Source organism: Streptomyces physcomitrii (genome assembly GCF_012273655.1).
In the GTDB taxonomy this organism is placed as follows: Bacteria; Actinomycetota; Actinomycetes; order Streptomycetales; family Streptomycetaceae; genus Streptomyces; species Streptomyces physcomitrii.
Map to the genome: position 1 here is coordinate 22,172 of NZ_JAAWWP010000013.1, position 13,558 is coordinate 35,729.

At 73.1% G+C, this 13,558-nt stretch carries 12 protein-coding genes; 6 read left to right on the top strand and 6 right to left on the bottom strand.

Going from position 1 to position 13,558, the window contains the following annotated elements:
* Positions 1–279: 279 nt before the first annotated feature.
* Both HFV08_RS20710 and HFV08_RS20715 read left to right on the top strand, forming a co-directional pair.
* Entirely contained in the window at positions 280–1,308 is a 1,029-nt protein-coding gene (locus HFV08_RS20710; protein ID WP_168541249.1) for a 3-oxoacyl-ACP synthase III family protein, read from the top strand.
* Positions 1,305–3,023 (top strand): 3-hydroxyacyl-CoA dehydrogenase family protein, encoded by a 1,719-nt coding sequence (locus HFV08_RS20715; RefSeq protein ID WP_168541250.1) that lies wholly within the window; start codon positions 1,305–1,307, stop codon positions 3,021–3,023. The genes HFV08_RS20710 and HFV08_RS20715 overlap by 4 nt, the downstream gene beginning before the upstream one ends.
* 106 nt (positions 3,024–3,129) lie before the next feature.
* Here the strand turns inward: HFV08_RS20715 and HFV08_RS20720 are convergent, their stop codons facing one another.
* Positions 3,130–3,612: a GbsR/MarR family transcriptional regulator gene (locus tag HFV08_RS20720; RefSeq protein ID WP_376770679.1), complete on the bottom strand. Its 483-nt coding sequence runs from the start codon at positions 3,610–3,612 to the stop codon at positions 3,130–3,132.
* Positions 3,613–4,185: 573 nt separating this feature from the next.
* On the opposite strand from HFV08_RS20720, the gene HFV08_RS20725 reads away from it, so the two are divergent.
* The gene (locus HFV08_RS20725) at positions 4,186–5,169 is read left to right on the top strand and encodes an ArsR/SmtB family transcription factor (protein WP_168541251.1); all 984 of its coding nucleotides are present in this window, start codon (positions 4,186–4,188) and stop codon (positions 5,167–5,169) included.
* A 336-nt stretch (positions 5,170–5,505) separates the two neighbouring features.
* Here HFV08_RS20725 and HFV08_RS20730 read toward each other — a convergent pair whose 3' ends face one another.
* Together HFV08_RS20730 and HFV08_RS20735 are read right to left on the bottom strand one after the other, a co-directional pair.
* Positions 5,506–6,705, bottom strand: a complete 1,200-nt coding sequence (locus tag HFV08_RS20730; protein ID WP_168541252.1) for an FUSC family protein — start codon at positions 6,703–6,705, stop codon at positions 5,506–5,508.
* Positions 6,702–8,150, bottom strand: a complete 1,449-nt coding sequence (locus HFV08_RS20735) for a sugar porter family MFS transporter (protein WP_168541253.1) — start codon at positions 8,148–8,150, stop codon at positions 6,702–6,704. Before HFV08_RS20735 ends, HFV08_RS20730 begins: the two co-directional genes overlap by 4 nt.
* A 292-nt stretch (positions 8,151–8,442) precedes the next feature.
* On the opposite strand from HFV08_RS20735, the gene HFV08_RS20740 reads away from it, so the two are divergent.
* Positions 8,443–9,492 (top strand): glucose 1-dehydrogenase, encoded by a 1,050-nt coding sequence (locus HFV08_RS20740; RefSeq protein WP_168541254.1) that lies wholly within the window; start codon positions 8,443–8,445, stop codon positions 9,490–9,492.
* Positions 9,493–9,606: 114 nt separating this feature from the next.
* Here the strand turns inward: HFV08_RS20740 and rocD are convergent, their stop codons facing one another.
* From rocD to HFV08_RS20755, 3 genes are all read right to left on the bottom strand, one after another.
* Complete coding sequence (gene rocD / locus HFV08_RS20745; RefSeq protein WP_168541255.1) at positions 9,607–10,836, bottom strand: ornithine--oxo-acid transaminase; 1,230 nt, start codon at positions 10,834–10,836, stop codon at positions 9,607–9,609.
* On the bottom strand, positions 10,833–11,648 hold the full coding sequence (gene ddaH / locus HFV08_RS20750) for a dimethylargininase (RefSeq protein ID WP_359710408.1): 816 nt from the start codon (positions 11,646–11,648) through the stop codon (positions 10,833–10,835). Before ddaH ends, rocD begins: the two co-directional genes overlap by 4 nt.
* A 177-nt stretch (positions 11,649–11,825) precedes the next feature.
* Positions 11,826–12,326 carry an Lrp/AsnC family transcriptional regulator gene (locus tag HFV08_RS20755; protein ID WP_168541257.1) on the bottom strand — a complete coding sequence of 167 codons (501 nt, stop codon included), beginning with the start codon at positions 12,324–12,326 and terminating at the stop codon, positions 11,826–11,828.
* Positions 12,327–12,542: 216 nt separating this feature from the next.
* On the opposite strand from HFV08_RS20755, the gene HFV08_RS20760 reads away from it, so the two are divergent.
* Both HFV08_RS20760 and HFV08_RS20765 read left to right on the top strand, forming a co-directional pair.
* Positions 12,543–12,920, top strand: a complete 378-nt coding sequence (locus HFV08_RS20760; protein WP_168541258.1) for a DoxX family protein — start codon at positions 12,543–12,545, stop codon at positions 12,918–12,920.
* Positions 12,921–13,050: 130 nt separating this feature from the next.
* The gene (locus tag HFV08_RS20765) at positions 13,051–13,506 is read left to right on the top strand and encodes a peroxiredoxin (RefSeq protein WP_168541259.1); all 456 of its coding nucleotides are present in this window, start codon (positions 13,051–13,053) and stop codon (positions 13,504–13,506) included.
* The last annotated feature ends 52 nt before the right edge of the window (positions 13,507–13,558 follow it).

Sequence of the window (13,558 nt, forward strand, 5' to 3'; positions counted from 1 at the left end):
TGAATTCGCCCTCGGGGAATCCGCCGCTGCGGCGGGCCGAGAACCGGGGGAATTCACCGCGACTGCCACCGCGACGCGCGTCCCCGGCACTAAAGACTGTCCAAAGGAGACCGGATCGTCATCCACCGGACCAGGAGGCAGGGGTCGGTAGGGGTCCAAGCAAGGGTTACCGGTACGGGTGGACCCGAGAACCATGGCCGAATATCCCATGCGAGCAGTGCGCGGTGAATTACTTTCCGGCTATTCGCGTTCGACCGCAACCATCAGGAGCCCCGCAGCATGACAGGAATAGGAATACTGGGCACCGGGTCGTATCTTCCTGCTGACAGAGTTTCCAATGCCGTCGTCGCCGAACGGGCCGGGGTCACCGAGGAGTGGATCGCGCGCAAGACCGGTATCCGGGAACGCCGTTACGCCGCCGATTCGGAGGCGACATCCGACCTCGCGGTGGAGGCGGCCCGGGCCGCGCTCGACTCGGCGGGACTGGACGCCGCCCAGCTGTCCTGGATCCTCCTGGCGACCTCCACCCCGGACAGCCCGCAGCCGGCCACCGCCTGCCTCGTACAGGACCGCATCGGCGCGGTGAACGCGGCGGCCTTCGACCTCAACTCGGTGTGCAGCGGCTTCGTCTTCGGCCTCGTCACCGCCGCCCGGCTGCTCGCCGCGCCGGGACCGGACGGCCCGGGATACGGACTGGTCATCGGCGCCGACACCTACTCCCGGATCATCGACCGCGAGGACCGGCGCACCGCGATCCTCTTCGGCGACGGGGCGGGCGCCGCGGTCCTCGGACCGGTCAGATCCGGCCACGGCCTGATCGGCTCGCAGCTCTCCACGGTGGGCGGCACCGAGGACCTCATCCGGGTCGAGGCGGGCGGCAGCCGGCTGCCCGCCTCCGAGAAGACCGTCGCCGAGGGCCTGCACCACTTCCGTATGAACGGCCGCGGGGTGAGCGAATTCGTCGCCGCCGAACTGCCGCCCGCCGTACGGGAGGTCATCGCCTCCGGCGGTCTGCGGAACTCCGACATCGACCACTTCATTCCGCATCAGGCCAACGGCGTGATGCTCGCGAAGCTCCTGCCCGAACTCGGTCTCGACCGGGCGCGCACCCATCTGACCGTGGAGCGGCACGGCAACACCAGCGCCGCTTCCATCGCGATCACCCTCGACGAGGCGCACCGCTCGGGCGCCTTCGGCGACGGGGACGTGCTGCTGCTCACCGGGTTCGGCGGCGGTATGTCGCTCGGCTCGGCGCTCGTGCGCTGGGACGGTCCGGCCGCCCGCGCCCATCGAAAGGAAACCGTATGACGTCCGCACCGCCCGCCTTCGACTCCGTCGCGGTCTTCGGACTCGGCACCATCGGCTCCGCCCTGACCGCCTCCCTGCTGCGCACCGGCGCGCGGGTGACCGCCGTGGAGGCCGACGAGGCCTCGCTCGCCCGGGGCCGGGAGGCGGTGCGGCAGGCCGCCGGTGAGGCGGCGGAGCAGGTCACGTACACCCTGGACCCGGACGCCGTCGCGGGCAGCGGGCTGGTCATCGAGGCGGTGACCGAGGACCTCGCCCTGAAGGCCGCGGTGCTGCGCCGGGCGGGCGAGGTCTGCGGGCCCGCGACGATCCTCGCGACCACCACCGCGCTCTCCGTCACCCAGGTCGCCGCCGAGACCGGGCGCCTGCCGCGGACCATCGGCCTGCACCCGGTGGGGCACGCCCCGGACGGCGGCGTGGTCGAGGTGGTCGCCACCCCGGTCACCGACCCGGAGGTGCGGGAGCGGACCACGGAGCTGGTCGCCCAACTCGGCCGTACCGCCGTGGACTCCACCGACCTGCCGGGCTTCACCGGCGGCGGGCTGCTCATGGCCTACCTCGCGGGCGCCGTCGCGATGCTGGAGCGGCGCTACGCCTCCCGCGACGACATCGACGCGGCGATGACGCTGGGCTGCGGACTGCCCCTCGGGCCGCTCGCCCACCTCGACCTGATAGGCCTGGACACAGCGCTCGACACCCTGCGCGGGCTGCACCGCCTCACCGGCGAGCGGCGCTTCCTGCCGCCGCCGCTGCTCACCCACATGGTCACCGCGGGCCTGCTCGGCGTGAAGTCCGGCCGCGGCTTCTACAGTTACCCCGCCGACGCGCCTGGCCGGCCGGTGGCCGCGAGCCCCGGGCTCGGCGAACCGCGTCCGGTGCGGCAGGTCGGCATCGTCGGCTCCGGCACCATGGCGCGCGGCATCGCGGAGGTCTTCGCCCGCAGCGGCTACGCGACGGTGCTCACCGCCCGCTCCGAGGTCAAGGCGAAGGAGGCGGTCGCCGGGGTCGGCCGCTCCCTGGACCGCGGGGTGAGCCGCGGCAAGCTCTCGGCGGAGGTCGCCGCGACGGCCCTGGACCGGCTGCTGCCCGCCGACGACTTCGGCGCGCTCGGCGACTGCGATCTGCTGATCGAGGCGGTCGCCGAGGAACTCCCGGTCAAGCGGCAGATCTTCGGCGCCCTGGACAGGGCCAGCCGCCCGGACGCGGTGCTCTCCACCACCACCTCCAGCCTGCCGGTGGTCGAGTGCGCGATGGCCACCCGGCGGCCCGGCTCGGTGGTCGGCATGCACTTCTTCAACCCGGCGCCGGTGATGAAGCTGGTCGAGGTGGTCGGCACCGTGCTGACCGCGCCGGACGCGCTGGCCACCGCGCACCGGGTCTGCGCGGACCTCGGCAAGCACCCGGTGGCCTGCGCGGACCGCGCCGGGTTCATCGTCAACGCCCTCCTCTTCCCGTACCTCAACGACGCGGTGCGGCTCCTGGAGGAGCACCGGGCACCGGCCGAGGACATCGACACGGTGATGGCGCAGGGCTGCGGCTATCCGCTCGGCCCGCTGGCCCTGCACGACGTCATCGGGCTCGATGTCTCGCTGCAGATCCAGCGCAGCCTGCACGCGGCCTTCCACGAGGAGTCGCTCGCCCCGGCGGCGCATCTGGAGCACCTGGTCGGCGCGGGCTACCTGGGCCGCAAGACGGGCCGCGGCTTCCGCAGCCACTGAGACCGGCGCGCCCGGCGCCCCGCCACCCCCCAGGGCGGGGCGCCGGGCGCGCTCTCGCGGGCCGGCGCGGTGCCGGGCGCCGAAGCGGTGCGTCCCGGCGCCGTGCTCAACTCCCGGCGCGGCGGGCCCGCCAGCGGTCCATCAGGGTGGCCAGTTCACTCTGCATGAACTCGAAGAAGTCGGCGGTTTCGGCCAGTCTCCGTCCGGCCTCGGTCTCCGGCCCGAGGACGTCCACGCCCGACTTCAGGGTCGACTCCCAGCGGGAGAGCTCCTTGTCGCGGCCGGTGAAGGCCTCGTACCAGATGTCGGCGCGGACCCGGTAGCGCTCGCGCCGGGAGCCGGGTTCGCGCTCCCGGCCGACCATGTGGATCTGCGAGAGGTAGCGGACGGCGCCGGAGATCGCGGCGGGGCTGGCCCGGAGCCGTTCGGCGAGTTCGGCGGAGCTGAGCTGGCCGCTGTCCTCCGCGAGCAGGCAGGCGAAGACGCGGGCGGACATCCTGGGCATGCCTGCCTCGGTGAGATCGGCGGCGAAGCGCTCGACGAAGTCCGGCACCTCTCCCTCGTAGCGCCGCGGTCGGGTCTCGTCCACGCCAACTCCCCTGCCTGGTGCGGTTTTCGGACTCTGACGAACATTAGCCTTCACAAGTTTCTGAAAGTCGAGTAGTTTCGGAAACATCAGGAAGGCGGCCAACCGGCGGGACCGCGCCTCCTCAGCCGTACCACGGCTGAACCGCCCCCACAGACGGCCGTCCGCGCGGCCGAGGAGCCGTGACCCTGGGACTTCCCCCGCCGCAGGGTCACGGCTCCCTCTGTGCACGGACACCCGCGTACGGGAACAACTCCCCCGCCGGGTGAGGAAATCGCGGTCACCCGGGGCCCGCCGACCGCCCCGCGCCCCCATCGGCGCACCGGCCGCCCTCGGCAGGACCACCCTCACCTCGGCCCCTAAAGCGCTGCTAGTGCGCGCACACCCCGCCTGACCTCCCCGGGCCCGCCCCGCCCCCGCACCGCATCGGCCGGCCCGGCACCCGCGTACCGCCGCTACGCTGGCCGGAAGTCGCCCGATGCCTGTCCCATGCCGGTCAGGCGCCGGGCGGACACCGCGGGCGCGCGGGCGAGCCGGGAAGGCGACGGCAGGGCAACGGCCGGAGGAGGAAGGCGGATGCACGGCTATACGCACTTGCGTCTCGGACCGCTGGACCAGCTGCGCGTCTCGGTGACCGCGCACCAGGGCGCCACCCTGCTCTCGCTGCTCGCGGACGCCCTCGGCGGCAGGTCCCAGGGGGTGCCCGAGCGGTGGCGGGCCCTGGTCAGGCAGGCGGCGCCAGAGGGCTCCGGGGCCGTGCTCGCCCCGCTCTTCGCCCCCGCGTACTCGGTGATCCCGGACAGCATCACCCCCACCGCCTGCATGCCCGACGGCGATGTGGCCAGCCAGTGCGCCCTGCTCGCCGACCTCTCGCCGGACACCCTGCTCACCGAACTGGAGACGGAGTTCCCGGAGTTCGTCCCGCCCCAGTGGCAGCCGGTGGTCGAGCGCCCCCGGGAGTGGCTGCGGGCCTACGCGCGGCTGCTCGGCTCGGTCTGGGACCAGTTCCGGCCGGTGTGGCGGGGTGCCGGCGCCCTGCTGCACCGGGAGACCGAGCGGGTGGGCACCGCCGCGGTGAGCGGCAACCTGGACGTGCTCCTCGGCTCGGTCAGCAGCCGCTTCCGCTACGGGGAGGGCAGCCTGCGCCTGCCGGACCAGCAGGCCGGCGACTTCAGCCTCGACGGCAGGCGTCTTGTGCTGGTGCCGATCGTCTCGGGCAGCGGCGCCTCGATGTTCGCCCTGGACCGGCCCGACCTGGTGTGGATCGGCTACCCGATGCCGGGAGTCGGGCGGCTCTGGGAGAACTGCACCGAACCGCACGGCGGCACCGACGCGCTCGCGCTCCTGCTCGGCCCCCGCCGCGCGGCCCTGCTGCGCGCCTGCGAGGAGCCGCTGACCATGGGCGAGATCGCCGTCCGGATCGGCTGCAGCCCCGCCACCCTCACCTACCACTGCGCCCAGCTGGAACAGGCGGGCCTGCTCCAGCGCGAGCGCCGCGGCCAGCAGGTGCGGCTGTGGCGCACCGAACGCGGCCACTCGGTACTCGACCTGCTCTCCTGACCCGGTCCACCGGGGCGCGCGGCCACGGCTTTTGCGCCCGCGCACCGCTTTTCCAGGAACCTCGAAAAGCTTGCACGGCCAGGGACGGAAGGCGAAGCTCGGGCACGTCACCGCCCGGGAGTCCGGGACGGCCGGGATCCCCAGCGCGCGGACCGGCCGTGAGGGGGGCCACCGCCGTGACGGGCGGGCCGGATCCGGCGGTGACCGAGGGGACCGCACTCCACGGGGGAGACGGCGGTCCCTTCTCGTGCCCGCGCGACCGCGCCTGCCCGACCGCTCCCGGTACGGGTACGTACGTGCCCGCATCCCGCGGCGCACGGGCGTGCGCGCCGGGCCTCAGGGCGTGTACTTGTCCAGCGGGGTGCTCTTGATCATCGGCTTCAGGGGGCTCACCGAGGGCGCGGGGAAGCCGAGTTGCTCGGCGCCCTCGTGGGCGGCGGCGTAGGCCTCGTCCTCGTCGACGCCCGCGAACATCATCACGTCGGCCGCGATCAGGCGCACCACCGGCCAGGAGTCGGCGGCGGGGGCCCCGGGGGCGTCCGCGAACTCGGCCATGTGCCGGGAGAGGTCGAGCATCCGGTTGGCCGCCCGCTGGCGGGTGCCCACATCGCCGGGGTCCTTGGCGAGGCGGCCGAGGATGCTGGCGAGATCGCTCACCACCGGGGCGAGCCGGCTCCGGCCCTCCTCCCCCTCGCTGACGGCGACCCGGGTGAGCATCAGGCAGCTGCCGCCGAGCACCTCCAGGCGGCCCATGTGCTCGCTCTCGTGCACGATGCGGTCCTTCCTGCGCCACCAGACCGGTGAGCGGCGCGCGGTGTCCACACTGCTGATCCGGACCACGCCGAGTTCCACCAGGCGGTTGTGGACCGCGCGCTGCTGCTCCAGGGACTTCTCGGAGAGGCTGTTGTCCGCGCGGTCGAGGTCGCGGGCGGTGACGTACAGCGAGTCGGACAGCTCCTTGAGGAAGGCCTTCTGCGCGCTGTGCAGCAGGACCACCGGGTCGGCCGGGAGCAGGAACTGGGTGACGACGATGGCGACTCCGGTGCCGATCAGCGCGTCGGTCAGCCGCTGGGGGCCCGCCTCCTCGGTGCCGGTGGCGATGGCGATGATGGCGCTGACGCTGGCCTGGGCGATGACGATGCGCTCCCCGCCGAGGACGAGCGCGGCCAGCATGGAGGCGAACACCGCGGCCCCGAGGGTGAGATAGCCGTGGCCGCCGATGACGGCCATGGACGCCTCGCCGAGCAGGATGCCCACCGAGACGCCGAGCATCAGCCGTACCGCGTTGACGCCGCGCTCCCCGCGGGGGGCGTTGAGGGCCACGATGGTGGCGATCGGGGCGAAGAGCGGCAGATGGTGGTCGACCACATGGCGGGCCAGATACCAGGCGGCCCCCGCGGCGAGCGCCTGCTGGAGCACCGGCCAGAAGTTGGTGGTGAGCCGCTGCCAGGCGTCGAGACCGGCGGTCTCCATTGGCCCGCGCAGCCCCGCGAGGTCGGCCCGGGCCGCGCCGCGCAGCCGCTTGAGCGGGTTCACGCACCACGTCCCGCGCTCGTCCCGCCCTCGCGGTGGAACCGTTTCGCCAGCCCCTCCTGGATCTCCTCGGGGCTCGCGCCGCGCGTCTCGGGTACGTACCTCGCGACGAACCAGAGCCCGAAGGCGCAGACCCCGGCGAAGATCCAGAAGGTCTCGCCCTGGCCGATGGCGTCGGCGAGCGGCAGGAAGACCAGGCCGACGGTGAAGTTGGCGAGCCAGTTGACGGAAGTCGCCGCGCTGGAGCCGACCGCCCGGACCGAGGGCGGGAAGACCTCGCCCACCAGGACCCAGAACACCGGACCGAGCCCCGCGGCGAAGGAGGCGATGTACAGGACCATGAAGACCAGGGCGATGACGGAGCTGAAGTCCGCCACGAAGGCGAGGCCCATCAGGATCAGCGTGAGCAGCATCCCGGTCAGCGAGAAGAGCATCAGCGGGCGCCGCCCCTTGCGGTCCACGAAGCGCACCGCGACCAGGGTCATGGCCAGGTTGATCAGGCCGATGAAGACCGAGTAGAAGATCGAGTTGGAGGCGGTCAGGCCGGTGTTCTCGATGATGGTGGGCGCGTAGTAGATGATCGTGTTGATGCCGCCGAGCTGCTGGACGGCGGCCACCGTGAGCCCCACCACCAGGGCGGGCCGGAAGGGCGCCGCGAGCAGCACCCGCCAGCCCTTGCCGTGCACATGCGCGGACTCGGCGGCCCGGGCCTCCCGCTCGTCCCGGCGCCGGAAGCGCTCCACGAGCGCGGCGGCGCCCGCCTCGTCCTCGGTGACCAGCCGCATGGCCCTCTGGGCCTCGTCCGCGCGGCCCCGCGCGATCAGCCAGGAGGGCGACTCGGGCAGCCGGGTGCAGCAGAGCACCAGGGCGAACGCCGGGACGAGACCGGCGCCGAACATCCAGCGCCACTCCCCGCTGCTCGCCAGGGCGAGGTCGACCAGGTACGAGACCAGGATGCCGGTGGTGATCATCAGCTGGTTGAGGGTGAGGTTGCGGCCCCGGATCTGCGGCGGCGAGACCTCGGAGAGGTAGAGCGGCACGGTCGCCGAGGCCCCGCCGATCGCGAGGCCGAGCACGATCCGCCCGGCGAGCAGCATCGGATAGCCGGTGGCGGTCACCACGATCACGGTGCCCAGGGCGAAGACCACTCCCTCCAGGGCGAGGGTCCGCCGCCGCCCGAGCCGGTCGGCGACCCGGCCCGCGCCGAGCGCGCCCACCATGGCGCCGAGCAGCAGGATGCTGACCACGCTGCCCTGCTCGAAGGAGTTCAGGTCGAACTCCCGGCGTACGAAGAGCAGAGCGCCGGAGACGACGCCGGTGTCGTAGCCGAAGAGGAAGCCGCCGAGCGCGATCATCCAGGCCCAGCGGCGGGCCCTGGCCATGCCCCGCTCGGAGAGGTGGACGGGGTCCTCGTCCTCGCCGGTCTGCGTGTTCGTCTGGCTCGTCATCGAGGGCGGCCCTTCCGGAGCGTCGTACGGCGGATCGGGAGCGGCGCGCGGAAGTGCGGCGGCGGGGATCCGCGCGCGGTCTGGCGCATGGGTTCCACCGGGGCGCCCGCCGCAAGCGGCACCGACGCGGATTCCACCGACCGGCCGTGCCCCGCGGCGCTGGAGGGGACACCGGGCCCCGGCGCGTCTAGCGTGAGCGGGGAGTGAGCGGGCGGTCACGTCTCGTCGTAGCCCTGTCCGGGCGGCACCCCGCCGCCGGGCACCGACATCCCGCGAGGGGAGCGCAGTCATCATGAAGGCGATCACGGTCGTCCCCGGAGATCCCGGCCAGGTGCGGGTCGAGGAGGTCCAGGACGCGAAGCCGGCCCAGGGCGAACTGCTCGTCGAGGGGCTGCTGCTCGGCCTCTGCGGCACCGACGCCGACATCGTCGAGGAGGGCTACGGCTGGGTGCCGCCCGGTCAGCAGCGCCTGCTCCTCGGCCACGAGTCGCTGGGCTCGGTGCGGGACGCCCCGCCGGGCAGCGGCTTCGCCCCGGGCGACCTGGTGGCGGGCATCGTACGGCGGCCCGACCCGGTGCCCTGCGAGCCCTGCGCGCACGGCTCCTGGGACTTCTGCAGCAACGGCCGCTACACCGAGCGCGGCATCAAGGAGCTGGACGGCTACGGCTCCCAGCTCTGGCGCATCGAGCCGGAGTACGCCATCAAGCTCGATCCGCGGCTCGGCGACTGCGGGGTCCTGCTCGAACCGGCCTCGGTGCTCGCCAAGGCCTGGGAGCAGATCGACCGCTTCGTCACCCGGGCCCCGCTGCGCCCGAAGACGGTCCTGGTCACCGGAGCCGGGCCGATCGGCCTGCTGGCGGCGCTGATGGGCGCCCAGCGCGCCCTGGACGTGCACGTCCTGGACGTCAACGGGGACGAGCCCAAGGCGCAGCTGGTGAAGGACCTCGGCGCCACCTTCCACGTGGGCTCCCTGGACGACGCCGAGGTGACCCCGGAGCTGATCGTCGACACCACCGGGCACGGTCCGCTGGTCTTCGACCTCACCGGCAAGGTGGCCCCCTCCGGGGTGATCTGCCTGACCGGCATCGCCTCGGACTCCCGGCGCACCCCGGTGCCGCTGGACGAGAGCAACAAGGAGATGGTCCTGGAGAACACGGTGATGTTCGGCTCGGTCAACGCCAACCGGCGCAACTTCGAGCAGGCCGCCGAGGCGCTCGCGGACGCGGATCTGCGCTGGCTGCGGCGGCTGATCACCCGCAAGGTCCCGCTGAGCGGCTTCACCCCGGAGTTCCTGCACAAGCGGCCCGAGGACGTGAAGGTCGTCGTCGACCTGCAGGCCTGAGCCCGGGGTCCGCCGTACGCGAGTGGCGGCGCGGGCTCTCACGCCCGCGCCGCCACTCGCGCTGTCCGTGCCTCCGGTCCGTACCTGCCGCTCGGCCGTACGGACCGGCCGGTCTCAGCCCGCGAGTACGGTCTCCAGCGCGCCGAGCCCGGAGACCAGGTCCTCCTCGCTGATCGACAGCGGCGGGGCGAACCGGATCGTCGAGCCGTGGGTGTCCTTCACCAGGACGCCCTCGGCCATCAGCCGCTCGCTGATCTCACGCCCGGTGCCGAAGGCCGGGTCGATGTCGACGCCCGCCCACAGGCCGCGCGCCCGGTAGCCGACCACCCCGTGCCCGACCAGGGCGGAGAGCCGGTCGGCGAGCACCACACCGAGGTCCTTGGCGCGCTGCTGGAACTCGCCGGTCTCCAGGAGGCCGACGACCGCGCTGCCGACGGCCGCCGCCAGCGGGTTGCCGCCGAAGGTGGAGCCGTGCTGGCCGGGGCCGAGCACACTCATCACCTCGCGCCTGCCGACCACCGCCGAGACCGGCACGATGCCGCCGCCGAGCGCCTTGCCGAGCAGCAGCAGATCGGGCAGGACGGCCTCGTGCGCCACGGCCAGGGTGGTGCCGGTGCGGCCGAGGCCCGACTGGATCTCGTCGGCGATGAACAGCACATTGGCGCGCCGGGTCAGCTCCCGGATCCCGGCGAGGTAGCCGTCGGTGGGGATGAGCACCCCGGCCTCGCCCTGGATGGGCTCGATCAGCACGGCGGCCGTGTTCTCGTCGACGGCGGCCTCCAGGGCGGCCAGGTCGTCGTAGGGCACCGTGCGGAAGCCCGGGGTGAAGGGGCCGAAGCCGTCGCGGGCCACCGGGTCGTCGGAGAAGCTGACGATGGTGGTGGTCCGGCCGTGGAAGTTGCCCGCGGCCACCACGATGTTCGCCTGGTCCGGGGCGACGCCCTTGACCTCGTAGGCCCATTTGCGGGCCAGCTTGATGCCGCTCTCCACGGCCTCCGCGCCGGTGTTCATCGGCAGCGTCATGTCGAGGCCGGTGAGGTCGGCGAGCTGTTCGGCGAAGCCGGCCAGGCGGTCGTTGTGGAAGGCCCGCGAGGTCAGGGTGAGCTGGTCGAGCTGGCGGTGCGCGGCCTCGATGAGCGCCGGGTGGCGGTGGCCGAAGTTCAGCGCCGAGTACCCGGCCAGCATGTCCAGGTAGCGGCGTCCCTCGACGTCCTCGACCCAGGCGCCCTCGGCCTTCGCGACCACCACCGGCAGCGGGTGGTAGTTGTGCGCGAGCCGGGACTCCTCGGCGTGGATCAGCTCGGCCGAGGAGCGGCGGCCGGTGTTCTGGGGCTGAGCGGTCATGCGGGACGTACCTCCTGGGTGCAGCACTTGGCGCTTCCGCCGGCCTTGTGCAGTTCGGACAGATCGACGGGGATCGGTTCGTAGCCGCGCTCGGCGAGCTGGGCGGTGAGCTGCCCGGCGCCCGGCGAGACGATCACATGGCGGCCGTCGGAGACGGCGTTGAGGCCGAAGGCGAAGGCGTCCTCGCGGGTGGCCAGGATCGCGTCCGGGTACAGCCGCTGCAGCGCCTCCCGGCTGCCCGGCGAGAAGGCCTCCGGGTAGTAGGCGATGTTCTCGTCGTCGAGGGCGAACAGCGCGGTGTCGAGGTGGTAGAAGTACGGGTCGGTCAGATGCAGGCTGACCACCGGGATCCCAAGGTACTCCTGCGCCTCCTGGTGCGCGGCGAGCGCGGTGCGGAAGCCGGTGCCCGCGAGCAGGTGCCGGCCGACCGTCACCAGGTCGCCCTCGCCCTCGCAGACGAACTCGGGCTCCCGTACGTCGAAGCCCGCCGCCTTGAACCAGGCCTGGTGCGCCGGGGCCTCCGCCACCCGCTCGGGGGCGTAGAAGCGGGAGCCGAGGACCCGGCCGCCGACCACGGCGGCGCCGTTGGCCGCGAAGACCATGTCGGGCAGCCCGGGCACCGGTTCGAGGAGTTCCACGGTGTGCCCGAGCGAGCGGTAGGTGTCGACCAGCTCCTGCCACTGGGCGAGGGCCAGGGCCGGGTCGACCGGCGCGCCCCCGGTCATCCAGGGGTTGATCGCGTAGGTCACGTCGAAGTAGCGCGGCTCGCACATGAGGTATCTGCGCGTTCGGGCAGCGGGCGTGGACGGCACAGGGGTTTCCTCTCGCCGTAGGGCAAACGCGGGGATGTCTCCACGGTAGGAACACCGGTGATCTGCGACAACGCCTGTGGATTGCGTGTACTCGCAGGAGTTTTGCGTCCATCGCGCGCGGTGCGGGGTTTCTTTTCACGGCGCCCCAATCCTCCCGCCCCGCTGGAGGGTTGGGGCTCAGGAGACCCCCTCGGCGCCGCGCGGCGGGGCCGAGGCCCCGGCGTCGGGCGAGCCGGGCAGCAGATGGGTCAGGACGATGACGCTGTTGGTGCGGCGCACGAAGTCCTCGGCCCGGATGCGTTCGAGCACCTCCTCGAAGTGCTCGATGTCGGCGGCGCGGATGTGCAGCAGGGCGTCGGCGCCCCCGGTGACCGTCATGGCGGCGACCACCTCCGGGTAGGTACGGGCCACCTCGGCGAGCCTGCGGGGCGGGGCGGCGCCCTCGCAGAAGACCTCGACGTAGGCCTCGGTGCGCCAGCCGAGGGCGCTCGGGCGGACCACGGTGGTGAAGCCGGTGATGACCTCGCTCTCGCGCATGCGGTCGACCCGGCGTTTGACGGCCGCCGGGGAGAGGCCGATCTCCTGGCCGATCTCCACGAAGCTGCGGCGGGCGTTCGCCACCAGGGCGGCGAGGATCTTGCGGTCGAGTGGGTCGAGGGACACCGGCTGATGTGCCATGTACGGGGTGCTCCTGCCTTCCTGGTCGGTCCGCCGGGTGCGCGGTGCCGCCGCGCGTCACCTGGAGCTTCGCGCACCCGGCCCCCTTCGCGCGAGCTCCCGCCGACGTGGCTGCCCAGGACGGCGGCCCCGCACTCCCCCACGAGCCGCCCGACACCCCTCACCCCGTTTACTTACCGTCTAGTAGGCTCCCGGGAAATCCCTCAAGGAGCCCACATGCCGCAGAACATCAGCTCCCCGAAACTCCTCGCCGGACTGCTCGCCGGAGCAGGCCTCGCCCATCTCGCCGCCCCCCGGGTCTTCGACGCGATGGTGCCGCGCGTCCTGCCCGGCCCGGCCCGCACCTGGACCCAGGCCAGCGCGGCGGTGGAGTTCGCGCTCGCCGCGGGGGTCGCCTGGCCGCGGACCCGCCGGATCGCCGCGAAGTCGGCCGCCGCCTTCTTCGTCGGCGTCTTCCCCGGCAACGTCCAGATGGCCCTCGACTGGCGCACGAAGCCCGCCCCGCTGCGCAACGCCGCGCTGGCCCGGCTGCCGCTCCAGGCGCCGCTGGTCCTGTGGGCGCACCAGGTCGGCAAGAAGGCAGGGCAGCCCTGAGCCGGGCGGGCGGCGCGGACGGCCCGTACCCGCCGCCCGGGCACCGGCGGCTCAGCAGGCCGGCACCGCAGCACATCGGCACCGCGACCGCGGTACGTCAGCGCATCAGCAGATCGGCGGAGGAGCACACATGAAGATCGGTGACCTGGTCGAGGACTTCGAACTGCCCGACGAGAACGGCGAGGTGCGGAGCCTGACCGGCCTGCTCGCCGAGGGCCCGGTGGTGCTCTTCTTCTACCCGGCCGCGCTCACCCCGGGCTGCACCGCCGAGGCCTGCCACTTCCGGGACCTGGCCGCGGAGTTCCGGGCCGCGGGCGGCCGCCCGGTCGGCGTCAGCGGCGACAGCGTGGCGCGCCAGCAGGAGTTCTCCGGCAAGCACACCCTCGGCTACCCGCTGCTCTCCGACCCCGAGGGCGGCGTCCGGGAACGCTTCGGCGTCAAGCGGGGCCTCACGGTGCTGCCGACCAAGCGGGCCACCTTCGTGATCGGCACCGACCGGCGGGTCGTCGAGATCGTCCGCAGCGAACTGCGCATGAGCGCCCACGCGGACCGCGCCCTGGCGGCCCTGCGCGGGCTGTCCGCCTGAGCGCCGCGGGGTCGTACGGGACCTTGCGACAAGGAGGGCCCGGCGCGCGGCA